The 18303-nt window shown below is 70.9% G+C and carries 16 protein-coding genes; 9 read left to right on the top strand and 7 right to left on the bottom strand.

Annotation, left to right across the window (positions count from 1 at the left end):
• The first annotated feature begins 27 nt into the window (after positions 1-27).
• A complete protein-coding gene (locus tag VJN29_RS11020; RefSeq protein ID WP_324143677.1) occupies positions 28-1479 on the top strand; it encodes an NAD(P)/FAD-dependent oxidoreductase in 1452 nt (483 codons plus the stop codon).
• Here VJN29_RS11020 and VJN29_RS11025 read toward each other — a convergent pair.
• Positions 1454-2773 carry a DUF4921 family protein gene (locus VJN29_RS11025; protein WP_324143678.1) on the bottom strand — a complete coding sequence of 440 codons (1320 nt, stop codon included), beginning with the start codon at positions 2771-2773 and terminating at the stop codon, positions 1454-1456. The two genes, VJN29_RS11020 and VJN29_RS11025, sit on opposite strands and share 26 nt — an antisense overlap.
• Before the next feature lie 84 nt (positions 2774-2857).
• On the opposite strand from VJN29_RS11025, the gene VJN29_RS11030 reads away from it, so the two are divergent.
• Both VJN29_RS11030 and VJN29_RS11035 read left to right on the top strand, forming a co-directional pair.
• A complete protein-coding gene (locus VJN29_RS11030; protein ID WP_324143679.1) occupies positions 2858-3829 on the top strand; it encodes an NADPH:quinone oxidoreductase family protein in 972 nt (323 codons plus the stop codon).
• A gap of 32 nt (positions 3830-3861) precedes the next feature.
• Positions 3862-4686, top strand: a complete 825-nt coding sequence (locus tag VJN29_RS11035) for an SDR family NAD(P)-dependent oxidoreductase (RefSeq protein ID WP_324143680.1) — start codon at positions 3862-3864, stop codon at positions 4684-4686.
• A gap of 85 nt (positions 4687-4771) precedes the next feature.
• Here VJN29_RS11035 and VJN29_RS11040 read toward each other — a convergent pair whose 3' ends face one another.
• Both VJN29_RS11040 and VJN29_RS11045 read right to left on the bottom strand, forming a co-directional pair.
• Positions 4772-5245, bottom strand: a complete 474-nt coding sequence (locus tag VJN29_RS11040; protein ID WP_324143681.1) for a TY-Chap domain-containing protein — start codon at positions 5243-5245, stop codon at positions 4772-4774.
• An 8-nt stretch (positions 5246-5253) separates the two neighbouring features.
• Positions 5254-5679, bottom strand: coding sequence for a thioesterase family protein (locus VJN29_RS11045; protein WP_324143682.1), 426 nt, complete (start codon positions 5677-5679; stop codon positions 5254-5256).
• A 101-nt stretch (positions 5680-5780) separates the two neighbouring features.
• Here VJN29_RS11045 and VJN29_RS11050 point away from each other — a divergent pair, with 101 nt between their 5' ends.
• Genes VJN29_RS11050 through VJN29_RS11060 form a run of 3 tightly spaced genes read left to right on the top strand, consistent with a single transcriptional unit; the run spans position 5781 to position 10869 of the window.
• On the top strand, positions 5781-6314 hold the full coding sequence (locus VJN29_RS11050) for a DUF1697 domain-containing protein (protein ID WP_324143683.1): 534 nt from the start codon (positions 5781-5783) through the stop codon (positions 6312-6314).
• Positions 6315-6336: 22 nt separating this feature from the next.
• On the top strand, positions 6337-7356 hold the full coding sequence (locus tag VJN29_RS11055) for an LLM class flavin-dependent oxidoreductase (RefSeq protein ID WP_324143684.1): 1020 nt from the start codon (positions 6337-6339) through the stop codon (positions 7354-7356).
• Between the two features lie 51 nt (positions 7357-7407).
• A complete protein-coding gene (locus VJN29_RS11060) occupies positions 7408-10869 on the top strand; it encodes a DEAD/DEAH box helicase (protein ID WP_324143685.1) in 3462 nt (1153 codons plus the stop codon).
• 178 nt (positions 10870-11047) lie between these two features.
• Here VJN29_RS11060 and VJN29_RS11065 read toward each other — a convergent pair whose 3' ends face one another.
• Complete coding sequence (locus VJN29_RS11065) at positions 11048-11641, bottom strand: TetR/AcrR family transcriptional regulator (RefSeq protein ID WP_324143686.1); 594 nt, start codon at positions 11639-11641, stop codon at positions 11048-11050.
• A complete protein-coding gene (locus tag VJN29_RS11070) occupies positions 11638-13671 on the bottom strand; it encodes an MFS transporter (RefSeq protein ID WP_324143687.1) in 2034 nt (677 codons plus the stop codon). The genes VJN29_RS11065 and VJN29_RS11070 overlap by 4 nt, the downstream gene beginning before the upstream one ends.
• A gap of 234 nt (positions 13672-13905) precedes the next feature.
• Between VJN29_RS11070 and VJN29_RS11075 the strand changes: the two genes are divergently transcribed.
• The 3 genes from VJN29_RS11075 (at position 13906) to VJN29_RS11085 (ending at position 15544) form a co-directional block, all read left to right on the top strand.
• The gene (locus tag VJN29_RS11075; protein ID WP_324143688.1) at positions 13906-14532 is read left to right on the top strand and encodes a superoxide dismutase; all 627 of its coding nucleotides are present in this window, start codon (positions 13906-13908) and stop codon (positions 14530-14532) included.
• 153 nt (positions 14533-14685) lie between these two features.
• On the top strand, positions 14686-14892 hold the full coding sequence (locus tag VJN29_RS11080; protein ID WP_324143689.1) for a dodecin family protein: 207 nt from the start codon (positions 14686-14688) through the stop codon (positions 14890-14892).
• Positions 14893-14998: 106 nt separating this feature from the next.
• Positions 14999-15544 (top strand): GNAT family N-acetyltransferase, encoded by a 546-nt coding sequence (locus VJN29_RS11085; protein ID WP_324143690.1) that lies wholly within the window; start codon positions 14999-15001, stop codon positions 15542-15544.
• Here VJN29_RS11085 and VJN29_RS11090 read toward each other — a convergent pair.
• Entirely contained in the window at positions 15516-16949 is a 1434-nt protein-coding gene (locus tag VJN29_RS11090) for a pyridoxal phosphate-dependent decarboxylase family protein (RefSeq protein ID WP_324143691.1), read from the bottom strand. The genes VJN29_RS11085 and VJN29_RS11090 overlap by 29 nt on opposite strands.
• Complete coding sequence (locus VJN29_RS11095) at positions 16946-18271, bottom strand: MFS transporter (RefSeq protein ID WP_324143692.1); 1326 nt, start codon at positions 18269-18271, stop codon at positions 16946-16948. The genes VJN29_RS11090 and VJN29_RS11095 overlap by 4 nt, the downstream gene beginning before the upstream one ends.
• Positions 18272-18303: the final 32 nt, after the last annotated feature.

Consider the following 18303-nt stretch of genomic DNA (forward strand, 5'->3'; position numbering starts at 1 on the left):
CCAGCGGCATACGTCACAATGACGTTCGTGACTGCGCTGACACCTCTCGAGCACATCGACGTGGTCATCGTCGGCGCCGGCATCTCGGGGATCGATGCGGCCTACCGGTTGCAGACGGAGCTGCCGGCCAAGCGCTTCGCCATCCTCGAGGCACGCGATGCGATGGGCGGCACCTGGGACCTCTTCCGCTACCCGGGCGTGCGGTCCGACTCGGACATGGGGACGCTCAGCTTCCCGTTCGAGCCCTGGACCGATGCAGAGTCCATCGCCGACGGTGACCGGATCCTCGCCTACATCAGACACAGTGCGGCCAGGCACGGTATCGACCGGCAGGTCCGCCACGGCCACCGCGTGGTCGCCGCCGACTGGTCGAGCAGCGAGGAGCGGTGGACCCTGACGATCAGGCACGGGGACGGGGTGCGCCAGCTCACCTGCGGGTTCCTGCTCCTGTGCAGCGGCTACTACGACTACGCACAGGGCCATCGCCCCGAGTTCCCCGGCGAGGCCGAGTTCGCCGGTTCGATCGTCCACCCCCAGTTCTGGCCCGAGGCGCTGGACGTCGCCAACCGCCGCGTCGTCATCATCGGATCCGGTGCCACTGCAGTCACGCTCGCTCCGGCGCTCGCCCAGCTCGGGGCGCGCACCACGATCCTCCAGCGTTCGCCGTCCTGGGTGATGACGCGGCCTCGACGTGACCCCATGGCTGCAGCATGCCGCCGGGTGCTGCCACCCCGTCTGGCGGCGGACGCCGTCCGCCACAAGAACGCCCTGCTGACGTTCGGGTTCTACGAGCTGTGTCGGCGCGCGCCCCGACTGGCGAGCCGCCTGATCACCCGAGGGACGGTGCGGGCCCTCGGTGATCCGGCTCTCGTCGAGCAACACTTCACGCCGCGCTACGACCCCTGGGACCAACGCCTCTGCATCGTGCCGGACGGCGACCTGTTCCAGACGATCCGGGATGGGCGGGTCGAGGTCGTCACGGACACGATCGAGAGGTTCACGCCACCAGGTATCCGGCTCACCTCGGGCCGCGAGCTGGCCGCAGACGTCATCGTCACGGCGACCGGCCTGAGGCTGCTCGTCACGGGTGGCATCGACATCTCCCTGGACGGCGAGCGATGTCCGCAGTCGGACCTTCTCGTCTACCGGGGACTCATGCTCGGCGGTGTCCCCAACCTCGCCTTCAGCCTCGGGTACGTCAACGCGTCCTGGACGCTGCGAGCCGACCTCGCCGCGCGCTACGTCTGCCGCCTCCTTGCCCACCTCGACAAGCACGGGTTGCGCGTCGCGGTTCCACAGCCGCCTCAGGGGATGGACCGGCGGCCGCTGCTGCCGTTGCGGTCCGGATACATCCGGCGTGCGGAGGGCAGCCTTCCTCACCAGGGGGACCGGGCGCCGTGGCTGATGCGCCAGAGCTACCTGCCCGATCGCCGCGAGCTGCTCCGTGGCGACGTCACGGCGTCGATGGCGTTCCGCTGACCCCGGCATCCGCGAGGCGCAGCCGGTCGGACAGCTCCCCGGCGGCAGCGAGGGCCGCGAGGCGTCCCATCGCGCGCTCGTGGACCGACCACGGGCTGACCGTGTTGACGAAGATCTTCGTCCCGCCCTCGAAGCCCGCGAGCGTCGAGATCCGCCACTTGAGGACGGCGCGCAACGGCATGGGCAGGTCGAGGGACGGCGGCCGGTGGTGCCACTCCTCGTTGCTCGGCACCTCGACGCCGGTCGCCGCATGGCAGGCGTGCAGCAGGTCCGAGAAGTCCCTGACCTCGTCGATGGACAGCTCCCAGGGACACCGGTCCGTGACGAGGGAGTGCACCTCGAGCGAGGGGTAGCGGTGGCCGATGCCGACGAAGGCCACCGCGGTCGCTGTCCGGGCGACGACCAGCCCTTGCGTGGCGGCATACTCGTGTCCCCATCGCCCATAGAGGTCCCGCTCGAGGGCCACCTGCTCCGCCTCGCGCTCCAGCTGGGCGCCGAGCTCGTCGATGGCGACGACCTGCTTGTGGAGGTGGTCGAACGAGGCGCCCGCCGGCTGGAGCCAGTTCTGGAACACGCTGACGTAGCGGGCGTGCTCGTTGTCACGGTAGAGACCCTGCATTGCAGTGATCGCGAACTGGACGTACCCCCAGTGCTCCTCGGGCGTCAGCCGTCCCGAGCCACGTAGCAGGGTGTCGTCCAGCGCCCCGGGCTCGAAGTGGTGGCGAGCGACGACGAGCAGGTGGTTGCCGGCGAAGAGCCCCACCGCCTCGCGCTCGACTTCCTCGCCTCCAAGTGGCTCGTCCACCGACGCGTCGAGCCCGCGGTCTGCTGCCCGTGCGGCCATCCGGGTCCGAGCCAACCGCGCCACGTGCGCGCGCCCGCCCGGCGTGGCGAGGTAGGCACGCTGGTGGGCCTGCATGGCGTGGGTCGGCTGCCAGCCATGGACCAGGTGCCAGTAGTCGAAGGAGAGGATCTCGAAGAGGTTCGGCACCAGCCGGAACTCCGCAGGACTCGCGGAGACCTCCTCGGCGGTCAGGCCGGACACCTCGCGCCAACCCCCCGGCCCCTCGGAGTCACGGACGAGACGCGCGATCTCGGGAGTCGTCTCGAGCGCTCGCTCCGGGCAGAACGAGCAGACCCGGTCGCTGTCCACGGGGTCGATGGGCAGCGGGGCACGAAGCGTGCGGTTGAAGGGCCGACGCCCTCGACCGGGCAAGGTCCACACCTTGGTGCCGGTGAAGGGATTGACCTGCTTGATGGTCCCGTCTGGCAGGCGCGTCAGCGGTTCGATCACCGGGCCAGCGTAGGGCGCAGGGACGTGCCGAGGTCAGCCGAGGTCACAGCCCGCCGCCCGTCGATCCCGGCTACTGTCCCGTACATGCGAGCAGCCAGAGTCACCGTCCTCGAAGGGCCCGGTGCCGTCACCGTCGAGGAGGTCGAGGAGCCCACTCTCGAGCCGGGTCAGGTCCTCATCGACGTCCACGAGGCGGGGGTCAGCTTCCCCGACGTGCTGCAGAGCAAGGGCCTCTACCAGATGAGGCCGGACCTGCCCTTCATCCCCGGTGCCGAGTGCGCCGGTGTCGTGCGCCGGGCGGGGGGTGCCGACAGCACCTTCCAGCCGGGCGACCGGGTCGCGGCCTTCCCGATGCTCGGGGCCTTCGCGGAGACCGTCGCGGTGCCGGAGGCCATGGTCTTCCCGCTGCCGGACAGCGTCTCCTTCACCGCAGGCGCCGCGTTGCTCATGAACTACCTCACCGTCCACTTCGCCCTCGTCCGCCGCGGTCAGATCGAGCGTGGCGAGACCGTGCTCGTCCACGGCGCGGCCGGCGGCATCGGCACCGCCGCGATCCAGGTGGCCAGGGCGATGGGCGCGCGCGTCATCGCCGTCGTGTCCTCGGACGAGAAGCGGACCGTCGCGGAGAGGTCGGGGGCCCACCACGTCGTCCATGCTGGCGGGTTCCTCGCTTCGGCAAAGGAGCTCACCGGTGGCCGTGGTGTGGACATCGTGGTCGACCCAGTCGGGGGAGACCGGTTCACGGACAGCCTGCGCAGCCTCGCGCCAGAGGGCCGGGTGCTCGTCATCGGCTTCACCGCCGGGGCGATCCCCGAGGTGAAGGTGAACCGGCTGCTCCTGAACAACATCAGCGTCGTCGGAGTCGCCTGGGGGGCCATGTGGCTCAGCGAGCCGGGCTACCTTCGCACCCAGTGGCGCGCCCTCGTGCCCCTGCTGGAGAGCGGCGCGGTCGACCCGCCGATCGGCAGCACCCATCCGCTCGAGGACGTTGCGGCGGCCCTGGCCGAGATCGACGAGCGCCGTGCCCTCGGCAAGGTCACGTTGCGCGTCCGCTGAGCTGGGCGCTCGGGGGCCGTACATTCTGCCGTATGCCGCTCAGCTCGCTCCCAGCCCCTGCATCCTCGCGGCGCGTCCTCGTCACCGGCGCCGCCTCCGGCCTCGGGCTGGCGCTGGCTCGCGCGCTCGCCGAGCGTGGCGACCGCGTGTTGGCCACCGACGTCGGGAGAGCCCGCCCGCACTCCGTTCCCGCCGTCGTCGACTACCTGCCCCTGGATGTGCGGTTGGACGCTGACTGGTCGAGCGCCCTTGCGCACGTGCGAGACTCATGGGGCGGCTTGGACGTGCTCATCAACAACGCGGGTGTCGCCACGGGCGGTCGCATCGACGTGGCCACGATGGACGAGTGGCACCGGATCGTGGACATCAACCTGCTCGGCGTCGTCCGGGGCTGTCAGACCTTCACGCCGCTCCTCAAGGAGCAGGGCAGTGGTCAGATCGTCAACGTCGCCTCGCTGGCCGGTCTCGTGCATGCCCCCGGCATGGGGTCGTACAACGCGGTCAAGGCGGGCGTGGTCGCGATCAGTGAGACGCTCGACCACGAGCTGGCGCCGCACGGGATCGCCGTGTCAGTCGTGTGCCCGGCGTTCTTCCGCACCAGTCTGGGCGCCTCGTTCGCCGGTGCGGATGTCGAGATGGAGGCGGCGGGCAAGCGCCTGCTCGAGCGGTCCGGGCGCTCCGCTGAGGAGGTCGCCGCCATCGTCCTCAGGGGGATCGACGCCCGCCGGGACATCATTCTCACCGACTGGGATGGCCGAATCGCATGGCGCGCCAAGAGGTTCGCCCGGCCACTCTATCGGTGGGCGATGCGCAGAGCCGGTGCCCGGATCGCCTCGACGTCCCACACGATCGAGTGAACAGCTCTTGGGCACAGATGTTGTTCACTCGATGGAGGGGTGGGCGATGCGCAGGGCCGGTGCCCGGATCGCCGCGAGCGCCGGATCAGGAGCTCCGACGGAGGTCGACCCGGCCGGGTGACTCGGCGCCGAGCACGCCGCGAAGGCTCGCGGCGATCAGGTCAGCGGCGTCGGCTGCGTCCGACACGTCGAAGGTCGCGGAGAGAACAGGGTCGTCGCGGTCGGGCTCCCAGCCCAGCGCGGACAGGGTCTCCAGCTGGCGTGCTGTGAGGTCGGTGACTCCCTCGAACTCCGCGTCAGCGATGCACTCGAGGGCGAGCAGGCCCTCGATCGGCCGGGCCTGGAGGAAGACGTCGGGCACGGGCGGGGGCGGCGGTGGGGGTGCGAAGGCCCGGCGCCAGCCTCTGCGTGCCTCACGCCTCTCCTCTGCGACCACCGCCGCCGAGTCGACGTGGACGACGAAGGTCAGCCAGTCGCCCGGACCGAGCTGCTCGAGTTCCCTTGCGACACGGGCGCTCCACGCCTCCCACCTCTCATCAGTCGGGTCCGTGCTGTCCACTGCGGCGGTCAGGTCGGGTCGAGCGCGCGCACATCCACGACCGCCGTCTCGAGCAACCGGCGCAGGTGCTCAGGGATCGGCGTGGGTCGGCGGGTGTCGGCGTCGATCTCGACGTGGACCCAGTGGCCCAACGCCTTGGGTGGGCCGTCGCCGACCTCGGCCGCCTCCGGGTCGACGAACAGTCCCAGCTGGTACGTGACGCTGCTCGTGCCCAGCCGCGTGATGCGCAGGCCGACGACGAGAGGCGTGGGGAAGGCGACCTCCGCGTAGAACGTGCAGCTCGACTCCGCGACGACACCCTGGGTCGGGTCCGTCAGCGGGTCGATGGTGACGTGCTCGACCTGCCACCCGTTGATCGCGGAGTCGAACAGCTCGTAGTACACCGCGTTGTTGAGGTGCCCGTACATGTCGTTGTCCGACCATCGAGTGGTCACGGGACGGTGAACCGGGAAGTCTGAGAGAGTCAGAGAGCGCGGATCGACCACCTGACCATCCTGCCCGACGACGGGCCCGTTTGGCCGCGTAACCTGCATTCATGTCCACCTGGATCGTCTTCCTCCGGGCCGTCAACGTCGGTGGACGTGCGTATCCGATGGCGGAGCTGCGCGCCGTGCTCACCCAAGCGGGGTACGGCGACGTCGAGACGCACATCCAGACGGGGAACGTCCGTTTGACCAGTCCGGTCCGGTCCCGAGCCAAGATCGAGAGTGCCCTCGAGGCCCTCTTCGAGGCCGATCGCGGGTTCTCGGTCGCGACCGTCGCGCTCACCCCCGCAGAGCTGACCCGGGTGGCAGCCGACGCCACGGTCCTCGCGGAAGCGAGCCCAGCGGCATACGGCCAGTACGTGAGCCTCGTCAAGGCCACTCCCGCTGCAGCGGATGTCAAGCGGGTTGAGGCACTTTCGCGCGATGGCGAGCGAATCTACGTGCGCGGCAGGGCGGTTCACCTGCTCCTCGATGTTCCCTACGGCACAGCAAAGGTGTCCAACGCCGCCATTGAGAAGATCCTCGGGCCGGCCACGAATCGCAATCTCAAGGTCATCACCGCTCTCGCCGAGAAGTGGGGCTGATCACCATGCACGTGGAGGTCTGATGAAGAAGATCGGTTTCCTGTCGTTCGGGCACTGGACGCCCTCGCCCCATTCGCAGACGCGCTCGGCCGCCGATGCGCACCTGCAGTCCATCGAGCTGGCTGTTGCGGCCGAGGAGCTCGGTGCCGATGGCGCGTACTTCCGGGTCCACCACTTCGCGCGCCAGCTCGCCTCGCCGTTCCCGCTGCTCGCTGCCGTCGGAGCACGGACGAACCGGATCGAGATCGGCACCGGCGTCATCGACATGCGCTACGAGAACCCGCTCCACATGGCCGAGGACGCCGGTGCTGCGGACGTCATCTCCGGTGGGCGACTGCAGCTGGGGATCAGCCGGGGATCGCCCGAGCAGGTCATCGACGGCTTCCGCTACTTCGGGCACGTGCCGGCCGAGGGCTCGGACGCGGCCTCCATGGCGCGCGAGCACGCCCAGGTCTTCCTCGAGCTCCTCAAGGGAGAGGGCTTCGCAGAGCCGAACCCGCGGCCGATGTTCCCCAACCCGCCCGGCCTGCTGCGCATCGAGCCGCACTCGCCCGGGCTGCGCGACCGCATCTGGTGGGGGGCCGGCACGCGAGCCACGGCGGAGTGGACGGCCGAGCTGGGCATGAACCTCATGAGCAGCACGCTGCTGACCGAGGACACGGGCGTGCCGTTCCACCAGCTCCAGGCGGAGCAGATCCAGCGGTTCCGGGACGCGTGGAAGGCCGCGGGTCACGAGCGCGAGCCGCGAGTCTCTGTGAGCCGGAGCATCTTCCCCATCATCAATGAGCTGGATCGGCAGTACTTCTTCCGCGAGTCCGGCAGCCAGGACCAGGTCGGCCAGCTCGAGGGCGGCCTCGCGCGGTTCGGCAAGACCTACGCCGACGAGCCGGAGCGGCTCGTCGCCGCCCTCTCCGAGGACGAGGCCATCGCGGCCGCGGACACGCTGCTCCTGACCGTCCCGAACCAGCTCGGCGTCGACTACAACGCCCACGTCATCGAGAGTGTACTGACGCACGTCGCCCCGGAGCTCGGCTGGCGCTGAGCCCGTGGATGGCCATCGAGAGTGTCGGGTGGCCCGCCTAGAGTCGGTCGCATGGCGTGGAGCGTGGGTCGGGCGACGTGGGTCGGTGAGCTCACTGACCCCGAGATCGCCCAGCAGGTCGGCTCGCGCACCTTCGACCGGGGGGTGCTCTATGCGGCCCAGCACCGCGTCCGGTCGCTGGCGGCGCGTCCCGAGGGGATGATGCTGCTCGGCACCGTCGAGGGCTCCGGCTCGGAGACCTACCAGACCATCATCGAGGCGAGGCCCCACCCGAAGGGGCGGGCGCCGTTGTGGTCCGGCCGGTGCAGCTGCCCCGTCGGCTCGGACTGCAAGCACGTCGTCGCGCTCCTCCTGCTGGCCCGGGACGTCGCCAACGGCAAGGAGCCCCCGGACCGGGTCAGTGACGCCGGTCCGTCCTCTGCCGCCGCGGAGGCGATGCTCGGCGGCGGGGCGCTGACGGCTCCGTCTGGACGCAGGGAGGCGCATTGGGCGGACGTGCTCGGCCACGTCCGACCGCGAGGGCGGGGTCGGGAGGTGCCAGCGGCTCCGGAGCCACGCGGGGACCTCATGCCGGCCGGGCTCTTCGTCGACGCGATCTATCGGAGCGGCGGCTGGCAGCGGCAGCCGGAGATCGGCTACGGGCTACGGGCCACGCGCCGGACCCGCACGGGCACCTGGCACCAGAGCCTGACGTGGCACGACGCACTCCCGCAGTGGCGGTCCGGCATCCGCTACCTGCCCGAGCACGAGCGGATCATGACGAGGTTGCGGGACGAGGCGCGCAGGGGGTCCGGCAACACGACGTACTTCACCGCGGCGGCCCCGCTCAACCTCGACGCGAGTGCGGAGGTGTGGCCGCTGCTCCGCGAGGCGCGGGACGCCGGGGTCGCCCTGCTGCCCGGCGAGGGCGTCGTGGGGCCAGTGCACCTCGTCGACGAGCCCGCCGAGCTGGTCCTGCACGTCCTGCGGGCCGACGACAGCTCCGGCGACCTCGTCCTCCGGGTCACGACCGACGGCCTGCCGGAGGGCCTCGTCGGAGAGATCCTCCACATCGGTGACCCGGTGCACGGCCTCGTCATCGAGGGCGACGACGGCGCGCTGACGCTGGTGCCCCTCCAACAGGATCTCGGCCTCGATCGCACCGCGGTCATCCAGGCCCTGGCCGGTCTGCGGGTGCCGGCCGAGGAGCGGTCCCGGTTCCTCGCCACGGCAGTACCCGGCCTCCGTGACCACGTCAGGGTCCGGTCCGACATCCCCCTCCCTGCCGCCGAGGGAGAGTCCGAGGTGGTCACGGAACGGGTTCAGGTGCACGTCCACGTGGTCGGTGACGTGCCGGGGGAGCTGCGGCTCGATCTGGGCTTCGCCTATGACGGCCGGGTCCGAGCCTTCACGACGGAGCGGTTCGGCGGCACCGTCAGGGACCGGGCCGCAGAGCGCGCCGCTCTCGAGGCCGCGGCCTCTCTGCACACCGTTCGAGGAGCCACGTGGCGCGACTCGACCGGCTACCTGCACCTGGCGACTCGGTTGGAGCTCAAGGGAGTCGACGCCGCGCGGTTCGTCTCCGAGCAGCTCGGCCAGCTCGAGGCCGACGAGCACGTCGTCGTCGCCGTCGAGGGGGAGCTGCCGGCCTACGAGGAGGTGACGAGCGCTCCGGTCATCCGGGTCGGTGCGGACGACCGAAGGGGCGACGGCGATGGGTCGCGGTCGGTCGAGGATGGGCCGACCGACTGGTTCGACCTGCGGATCTCGGTCGAGGTCGACGGGGAGGAGGTTCCGTTCGAGCCGCTCTTCGCGGCGCTGGCCGCCGGTCAGGAGGTCATGCTCCTCGACTCCGGGTCCTGGTTCCGTCTCGACCGTCCGGAGCTGCGCCGGCTCAAGGAGCTGATCGAGGAGGCGCGCGAGATCGCCGACCCGTCATCGACTGGGCTGCGCCTGTCCCCGCACCACGTCGACCTGTGGGAGGAGCTCGTCGCCCTCGGCGTCGTCGACCATCAGAGCGCGCGCTGGGCGGCGAACGTCCGGGCCCTTGGCGCCGAGGTGGCCGCCGCGCCGCCGCCGGTGCCGAGGGACCTGCGCGCCACGCTGCGGCCCTACCAGGTCGAGGGCTACCACTGGCTCTCCCGGCTGTGGGACGCGCGGATCGGCGGCATCCTCGCCGACGACATGGGCCTCGGTAAGACGCTCCAGGTCATCGCCGTGCTCGCCCGCGCCCACGACCGTGGCGAGCTCGGCAGCAGGGTGTCGGTCCCCGCAGCACAGGGGCGCGGACCGGTCCTCGTCGTGGCCCCGACGAGCGTGGTCGGGACGTGGCTCGGGGAGCTCGAGACCTTTGCGCCGCACCTGCAGGTCGCGGCGGTGACCGCGACGAGCCGCAAGCGCGGGACGCCCGTCACCGACGCGATCGCGGATGCCCAGGTCGTCGTGACGTCCTATGCCGTGCTGCGCCTCGACGACTCGTCGTTCCGCGAGGTCGAGTGGGGTGGCGTCGTCCTCGACGAGGCGCAGTTCGTCAAGAACCGCCAGGCCAAGACACATCTGGCCGTGCGGCGCCTCGGGGCCCCCTTCACCCTCGCCGTGACCGGCACGCCGCTCGAGAACTCCCTCATGGACCTCTGGGCGCTGCTGTCGCTCACCGCGCCCGGCCTCCATCCCCGGCCGGACGTGTTCACCAAGAACTATCGCAAGCCGATCGAGTCCGGTGCGCGGCCCGAGCTGCTCGACCACCTGCGCCGCCGCATCCGTCCCCTCATGCTGCGGCGGACCAAGGAGCAGGTCGCGCTCGACCTGCCGCCCAAGCAGGTGCAGGTGCTGCCGCTCGACCCGCACCCGGTCCATGGGCACATCTACGACCAGCACCTGCAGCGCGAGCGGCAGCGCGTCCTGGGCCTGCTGGGTGACCCGGAGGCGAACCGCGTCGCGATCCTCGCCTCGCTGACCCGGTTGCGCCAGCTCGCGCTCGACCCGTCGCTCGTCGACGACGCATACCAGGGCAAGGCCACTGCGGCGAAGGTCGACTTCCTGGTCGACCAGCTCAAGGAGCTCGAGGCCGAGGGCCACCGGGCGCTCGTCTTCAGCCAGTTCACCGGCTTCCTCCGGATCGTCGAGCGGGCCCTCGCGGCAGCGGGCCTGCGGACGTCGTACCTCGACGGGTCGACGCAGGACCGGCAGTCGGTCATCCGGGGCTTCCGGGACGGGGAGGCAACGGCGTTCCTCATCAGCCTCAAGGCAGGCGGCTTCGGGCTGACGCTGACCGAGGCGGACTACGTCTTCGTCCTCGACCCGTGGTGGAACCCTGCCGCCGAGGCGCAGGCGATCGACCGGGCGCACCGCATCGGGCAGCGCAGACCGGTCACCGTCTACCGGCTCGTGTCGGCGGGGACGATCGAGGAGAAGGTCGTCGCCCTCCAGGAGCGCAAGCGTGACCTGTTCCAGCGTGTCGTCGACGAGGGCGGTGCCCTCTCGGGCGCCATCACGGCAGACGACGTCAAGGACCTGCTCGACCTGCCGAGCTGACCAGGTGTGATGACGACCCTGGCGCCTTGGCCCCCGCGACCCCTCGACCGGCGCTCGACCGCAACTCCGACAGGTCGCGGCCTCGAGCCGGACTGGCATCGCATCCTGCTGCGGTAGGCGGAGCAGGATGCGACCCGCGAGGTAGCGGCTGCCGTCAGCCGGCGCAGTGTTGAGGAGGTCAGCCACCGTCGCTGGTCGCGATGCGGTCGATGAGCTGCTGGGCCAACGCGCCGTACTCGCGCACCACCTCGCCCAGCTCCGTCTCCGCCGGATCGAGGAGGCGAACCACCCGGGACCCGGCAGCGAGGCCGATGAGCAGGCACGCCAGCTGGTCGACGCGCCGACGCGCCGCGGCGTCCGTGACGGGGAACCGCCGGAGCATCCGCTCGCGGAACTCCGCCCGGGCCTCGGCGGGATCCGGCGCCCCGGAGATCAGGTAGAGCCCCCGCAGCCAGGGCTCGGCCACGTCGTCGGTGCGCCGCTCGAGCATCCGTCGGACGAGGAGCTCGCCCAGCCCGTCGAGGGACTGGTCTGCGTCGATCGGGGTCGGCTCGAGCGGCGTCGCGTCGGCGTAGAGGCGCTCCTTGCTCCCGCAGGTCTTCATCACCAGGGCCGGGCTGACGCCGGCCTCTGCCGCGACCTCGCGGATCGTCGTGGCGGCATAGCCGCGCTCGCCGAACAGCCGTCGCGCGGCGTGGAGGATGGCCTCGCGGGACGACCCGCTGCCGGCCGCCGCACTGCCCGGCCGGCGCCGATGGCCGAGAGCCGTCATGACGCCCGCTCCACGGCCTGCGGGACCCCGGTCACGATGTCCACGTCGAGCGTCGCCGACGTGCTGCCGATCTGGACCGCGCGCGACCGGGTCCGACCCGTACCGTGGTCGACGACCGTCAGGACGTAGCGGCCCGGCGGAGGGAGCCCGATCTCGTACGTCCCGTCGGGGCCCGCGTGGGCCGTCGCGACGTACTCCCCTGAGTGCCGGATGAGCGACAGCATGACACCCCCCAGTGGCGTGGCGTGGTCCGTGACCCGCCCACTGAGCAGCAGCCGGCGCGTCATGGTGATCGTCTCCAGGTCGCCCTGGCCGATCTCGACCAGGCCGGACTGCGGCGCCCAGCCGTCCGCGGAGGCGACGACGAGGTACCGGCCCACGGACGGCAGCGCCAGGGCGTACCTGCCCTCGTTGTCGGTGCGGCCCCAGTCGACGTGCCGCCCGTCCGGGTGCAGCACCGTGACGACAGCCTGTCGGATCGGCTTGCCGGACCGGCTCCTGACCAGGCCGCGGACCAGCATCTCGTGCCGGGTGTCCACCGGCTTGACGGCGCCGCGCTCGCCCGCCGCGACGATGCCCGGCTCTGCCTCGACCTGCCCGGGCCCCTCCTCGACGACCGTGGGCCGGACGATGAAGCCGGCCACCGCAGCACCCATGAGGGCTGCGGCGGCGCCGAGCCAGAAGACGAGCTGGTAGGCGCCGAAGGTCGGGATCGGAGCGCCGCCGACCTCCATGGTCAAGGCCGAGAAGATCGCCGCCAGGACTGCGCTGGCACTGGAGGTGCCGATCGCCCGGAGCAGCGTGTTGAGTCCATTGGCCGAGGCGGTCTCGGTGATCGGCACGGACCGCATGATCAGGGTCGGCATCGCCGCGAACGCGAGGACCATCCCGACGGACGAGACGCCCGCGGCCACGACCACCTCGAGGAGCGTGGCGTGCAGGAAGCTGCGCATGACGAAGCCGGCCGCCATGACGATCGCGCCCGCGATGAGGATCGCCCGCGGCCCGAACCGCTGGATCAGGGCCGCGGCGACCGGCGACAGCAGGACCATGAGGATCCCGTTGGGCAGCAGGACGAGGCCGGTCTCGACGACGGACAGGCCGAAGCCGTAGCCGGACTCGACGGGCATCTGGACCTGCTGCGTGGCGCTGAGGAAGTTGGCGAACATGGCGAAGCCGACGAGGATCGACGCCACGTTGGTGAGCAGGACGGTGCGCCGGAGCGAGGTCCGGATGTCGACGAGGGGCTGCCCCGATCGCAGCTCGATCGGCACCCAGGCGGCCACGGTGAGCGCGGCGACGACGAGCAGGACGAGCGTCCTCCGGTCGGCCCAGCCCCAGGCGCCCGCCTTCGACACGGCGAGCAGGAAACAGGTCAGGGCCAGCGACAGCAGTGCCGCACCGAGGTAGTCGAAGCGGCCGCCGGCCCGGACCGTGGACTCCGGCACGACGAGGAGCACAGCGACGAGCATCACGACGGCGAAGCCGCCCGAGACGAGGAAGAGAGCGTGCCAGTCGAGGTTCGACGAGATGACGCCCGCGAGCGGCACGCCGACCGCGCCGCCGATCCCGAGGGTCGCGCTCATCAGTGCGACGCCCGAGCCCACCTTGTCGGCCGGCAGGTGGTCGCGCATGATGCTGATCCCGACGGGGACCAGGGCCGTGCCGATGCCGGCGAGGCCGCGGCCCGTGACGACGAGCGCGAGCGACGTACTCATCGCCGCCACGGCGGACCCGACGATGACCGCCCCGAGGCAGACGATGAGCATGAGGCGCTTGCCGAACATGTCGGCGAGCCGGGAGACGATCGGCGTCCCGACCGCACCCGTCAGCAGGGTGATCGTGACGAGCCACGAGGCGTTCTCGCTCGTCGTGCCCAGGATCTCGGGGAACTCGGGCAGGAGCGGCAGGACGAGGGTCTGCTGCAGCGAGACGAGCGTCCCGCACAACGCGAGGACGGTGATGACCAGGCCCGTCGGCAGGCTGGCCCGCTCGCGCTGGTCGGGCCGCGCGGTCGTCGTGCTGGTCACGGCCACTCCTGGAGCTTGGGGTGAACAAAAGTTCACGGCACAACCTAACCGACCACCCACGTCGCGGTGACCCGATCACCGGGCTCAGCGGCATACGGCAGATCGGTTTGACCTCAAGCCGGCTTGAGGACCAAGGATGCGGTCAGCGGGTACGTGACCCCGCGCGGACACCCTGTTTGGCCTGTTCAGGCGCGGCATAGAGTGGTTGGAGCCGGCAGGTCTTCGACGAAAGGAATGACAGTGGCTTACACGCTTCCCGAGCTGGACTACGACTACGCGGCTCTCGAGCCGCACATCAGCGCTCGCATCATGGAGCTGCACCACAGCAAGCACCACAAGGCCTACGTCGACGGCGCCAACGCCGCGGTGGCCAAGCTCGAGGAGCTGCGCGACTCCGGCGACTACGCCGCGGTCAACGGCGTCGAGAAGAACCTCGCCTTCCACCTCGGTGGCCACACCAACCACTCCGTCTTCTGGAAGAACATGAGCCCGGACGGCGGCGGCCAGCCCGATGGCGAGGTCAAGGCGGCGATCGACGAGTACTTCGGCGGCTTCGAGAAGTTCCAGGCCCACTTCAACGCCAACGCCAACGCGATCCAGGGCTCCGGCTGGTCGATCTGGTCGTGGGACACCCTCGCCGAGCGGCCGCACATCATGCAGCTGTTCGACCAGCAGGGCAACATCCCCGTCGGCCAGATCCCGCTGCTCCAGCTCGACATGTGGGAGCACGCGTTCTACCTGCAGTACGAGAACGTCAAGGCCGACTACGTCACGGCGTGGTGGAACATCGTCAACTGGCAGGACGTCGCCCAGCGCCTCGAGCGGGCCCGAGCCACCAAGGGGCTCATCATTTCGGCGTGACGCCCCGGCACCTGACCGCGGAGTGACCGCTGGATGACCCGTGAGTGCCAGGCGCGTCATGCCGCGCGTCTGGCACTCACGGGCGACCCTTGCGCCCCGTGGGGAGCGGGAGAATCATGGCTGGCACTCAGTCCCGTCGGTCGAGGAGGATTCATGAGCGTCTACCGGGTCACCGAACTCATCGGCACCAGCTCGCAGTCGTGGGAGGACGCGGCGGGCATTGCGCTCACGCAGGCCCAGCAGACCCTCCGGGACCTCAGGGTCGCGGAAGTCGTCGAGCAGGACATCGCGATCGACGAGGACGGCTCGTTCCTGTACCGGACCAAGCTGCGGGTCTCGTTCAAGTACGACGCCGAGTAGGAGCCGGCCTTCACGTCGGCGAGCCCGAAGGCGTTGGCCGTATGCCGCTGGGCCCGCTCGTGGACGCGAGTGCACTGAGGGCGCCGGCTGGGTGACAATCGAGCCCATGGCGCTCACGATCAGGCCGGCCGGGCCGGACGACTTCGAGGCTGTCGGCGAGATCACGGTGCGGGCGTACCTGGACGGCGGGCATCTGGCGGAGGATTCCACCTATGTCCAGACGCTGGCAGACGCCCGTGGTCGTGCCGAGGGCGCACAGCTGTGGGTGGCCGCGGACGACGACGGCAAGGTGCTCGGGACGGTGACGTTCGCGCCGCCCGGCACCGCCTTCCACGAGATCGCCATGGCGGAGGAGGGCGACGTGCGGATGCTCGCGGTCGATCCGTCGGCGCAGGGACGCGGGATCGGCGAGGCCCTCATGGTCCGCTGCATCGAGCGCTCGCGTGCCCTCGGGCTGGCGGGCCTCGCCCTGTCGACGCAGCCGTCGATGCGGGCGGCCCACCGGGTCTATGAGCGGCTCGGTTTCGTCCGCGCGCCAGAGCGGGACTGGCAGCCGATGCCCGGGATCGACCTGCTCGTCTACCGCCTCGACCTGTCCCCGTCGGCTCTCCCGCAGAGGAGTGTCAGGCCGGCCGGGTCAGGCGGTCGATGACGCCGAGGAGCAGCGCCTCACGGAGCCCCGGAGGCAAGGCATCGAGCAGCGCGTTGATCGGGGCCATCTGCACCGGAAGGGCCAGCTGACCCGAGTCGTCGGACAGGCCTGCCACGGCGAGCAGCCCGGTGAAGGTCTCCTCGTCGAGGTTCTCTGGATCCACTGAGCTGGCCGCGACGACGAGCTCCTCGGGCGGCGCCGTCGGGCCGACCTCGACGGCGGCCGCCGTGGCGTCGGCAAGATCCGTGACCAGGTGACCGACCGAGTCGGCCGTGGCGGCGCTCAACGTGAGATGGAGCGTCGCCGGGAGGTCGCCGAACGACATCTGCGGCTGCGCGTACCAACCGCGTGCGAACAGTTCGTCGGAGATGGTGAAGACGTCGCACCTCTCGTCCGCCGTGACCGCGAGGAGCGTCGAGTCCGGCTGGGCGGCAAGGGAAAGGTGCTCGATCTCCGCCACCGCGTTGGCGACCTCCAGCGTCGCTGAGCGGGCACGTCGGGCCAGCGACGCGTAGCCCTCCTCGCCGATGTGGTTGACGACCGCCCATGCAGCCGCAACCGGGCCGCCGGACTTCGTCGACTGCATCGTCGTGTTGAGCATCGTGTACCCCGGCCACCGGGCGGACGCGAAGAGGTGCGACCGGCGCAGGGCCGCCGAGCGGTGGAGCAGGATCGAGATGCCCTTCGGCGTGTAGGCGTACTTGTGCAGGTCGAGGGACACGCTCGTGACGCCCTCGACGGCGAAGGTCCATGGCTCCTGGTCCGGTTCGTCGCTTCGCAGGTGGGGCAGCACCCAGCCGCCGATGCACGCGTCGACGTGGCAGCGGGCCCCCGCCGCGGCCGCTGCGGCGGCGATCGGACCGACGGGGTCGATGACGCCGTGGGCGTAGGAGGGCGCGGAGGCGACAACCAGCACGGTGTCCTCGTCGATCGCCGCGCTCATGGCCCCAGGGTCCGCACGCTTGGTCTCCGGGTCCACGTCGACGACGACCGGCTCGACACCGAAGTAGTGCGCGGCCTTGTGGAACGCGGCGTGCGTCGTCGTCGGCAGGACCATGCGCGGTGACCGGATCCCGGGACGGGCGTCTCGAGCGGCGAGCACCGCCAACAGGATGGACTCCGTCCCCCCTGACGTCGCAACGCCGGCAAAGCCCGGGGGCGCATCGACGAGCCGGCCGGCCATCGCGACGAGGTCGTTCTCCATCTGCAGCAGCGAGGGAAAGGCCGTGGGATCCAGGCCGTTGGTCGACGAGAACGCCGCGAGGACCTCGCGCCCGATCACATCGGCGGACGCCACACCCGAGTCGTAGACATAGGCGAGCGTCCGACCCCCGTGCGTCGGCAGGTCCTGCCCGCGCAGGGCATCGACCCGAGCCCTGATCTCATCGAGGTCCATCGCGCTCATCGCGCGTTCTCCTTCCAGTCGGGGAAGCGGCGCAGGGAGAGCCAGGACAGCGCGACGAGCACGGCCGGCACCGCCGAGAACCCGACGACGATGGCCCTCAGCGCCGAGTCGCTCTGTACGACAGCCGACCCCGCGGTCGAGGACACGTAGCCTCCGAGAGCGAGCACAGCGGCATACAGCCCAGGTCCGAGAGCCAGCCCGAGCGTCTCTCCAGCTGTCCACACTCCCGTGTAGAGGCCGATGCGCGTCCGCGCATCGGCGCTGCGGCTCGCCACGTCCGGCAGCAGCGCCATGGGAAACATCTGCGCCCCGGCGTAGCCGACGCCCACGAAGGCGACGCACGCGTACACGACGCCGTGTGGCAGCGACCTGGTGAGGACGAGGGCGAGGGCCCCGGCGCCCAGGAACAGCGAGGCGATGAGGTAGCCGCGCTTCTTGCCGAACCGCACGCCGTAGCGCTGCCACAGTGGCGTGACGAGCAGTGCCGGCGCGACGAAGCACACGAAGAGCAGCGTGGCGGACAACGGAGTGCCGAGGATCCAGCGGGAGACGTAGTCGACCCCAGCGAGCATGGCCCCCGTGGCGAGGGCCTGGGCGACGAAAGTGGTGAGCAGCAGCCGGAACGGCCGGTCCGATCTGACCACCCGCAGCTGGTCGGCGAAGGAGACCTCGGCCGGCGCCTCGTGCAGGGCCGGCGCAGACCGGGTGCCGCGCCAAGCGCCCCACGCGCCGAGGGCGATGAGCCCGCCGACGAAGAGGCCGACGGCGCGATAGCCCCACTCGGGGCCCAGCGCGTCCCGGATCGCCGGTGACGCGCCGCCGCTGACGAGGATGGCGAGCGCGAGGATGGCGACGCGCCACGTCATCAGTCGGGTTCGCTCGTCGTAGTCGTCGGTCATCTCCGCCGGCATGGCGACGTAGGGCACCTGGAAGAAGGAGTACGCCGTGGCGCACGCGAGGTACGCCACGGCGACCCACGCGGCACCCGCCCAGACCGGGGACGTCGGCCCGGCGAAGAGGAGGACGAAGCACGCCGCCAGCAGCAGCCCGGCCCGGATGAGGAACGGGCGACGCTTGCCGTCCGGGTGCTGCGAGCGGTCGCTGACCCGTCCGGCGATCGGGTTGAGGACCACGTCCCACGCCTTGGGGGCGAAGACGATGACGCCGGCGATCCCGGCGGCGATGCCGATGTGGTCGGTCAGGTAGGGCAGCAACAGCAGGCCGGGCACCGTGCCGAACGCCCCCGTCGCCACGGAGCCGACGCCGTAGCCGCGGCGCACCGAGGGGTCGAGCCCGCCTGCTCGAGTCGCCGCCCCGGTCATGGGCGCACCCTAGCCAGTCGGCGCTCTCGCGT

This window comes from Intrasporangium sp., from assembly GCF_035280925.1.
GTDB lineage: Bacteria > Actinomycetota > Actinomycetes > Actinomycetales > Dermatophilaceae > Intrasporangium.

What these genes read in the sequence shown, in the direction of transcription:
- VJN29_RS11085 (WP_324143690.1), top strand. Translation starts at nt 14,999, where the DNA reads ATGGCGCTCACGATCAGGCCGGCCGGGCCGGACGACTTCGAGGCTGTC.
- VJN29_RS11055 (WP_324143684.1), top strand. Translation starts at nt 6,337, where the DNA reads ATGAAGAAGATCGGTTTCCTGTCGTTCGGGCACTGGACGCCCTCGCCC.
- VJN29_RS11075 (WP_324143688.1), top strand. Translation starts at nt 13,906, where the DNA reads ATGACAGTGGCTTACACGCTTCCCGAGCTGGACTACGACTACGCGGCT.
- VJN29_RS11080 (WP_324143689.1), top strand. Translation starts at nt 14,686, where the DNA reads ATGAGCGTCTACCGGGTCACCGAACTCATCGGCACCAGCTCGCAGTCG.
- VJN29_RS11095 (WP_324143692.1), bottom strand. Translation starts at nt 18,271, where the DNA reads ATGACCGGGGCGGCGACTCGAGCAGGCGGGCTCGACCCCTCGGTGCGC.
- VJN29_RS11030 (WP_324143679.1), top strand. Translation starts at nt 2,858, where the DNA reads ATGCGAGCAGCCAGAGTCACCGTCCTCGAAGGGCCCGGTGCCGTCACC.
- VJN29_RS11035 (WP_324143680.1), top strand. Translation starts at nt 3,862, where the DNA reads ATGCCGCTCAGCTCGCTCCCAGCCCCTGCATCCTCGCGGCGCGTCCTC.
- VJN29_RS11060 (WP_324143685.1), top strand. Translation starts at nt 7,408, where the DNA reads ATGGCGTGGAGCGTGGGTCGGGCGACGTGGGTCGGTGAGCTCACTGAC.
- VJN29_RS11050 (WP_324143683.1), top strand. Translation starts at nt 5,781, where the DNA reads ATGTCCACCTGGATCGTCTTCCTCCGGGCCGTCAACGTCGGTGGACGT.
- VJN29_RS11090 (WP_324143691.1), bottom strand. Translation starts at nt 16,949, where the DNA reads ATGAGCGCGATGGACCTCGATGAGATCAGGGCTCGGGTCGATGCCCTG.
- VJN29_RS11065 (WP_324143686.1), bottom strand. Translation starts at nt 11,641, where the DNA reads ATGACGGCTCTCGGCCATCGGCGCCGGCCGGGCAGTGCGGCGGCCGGC.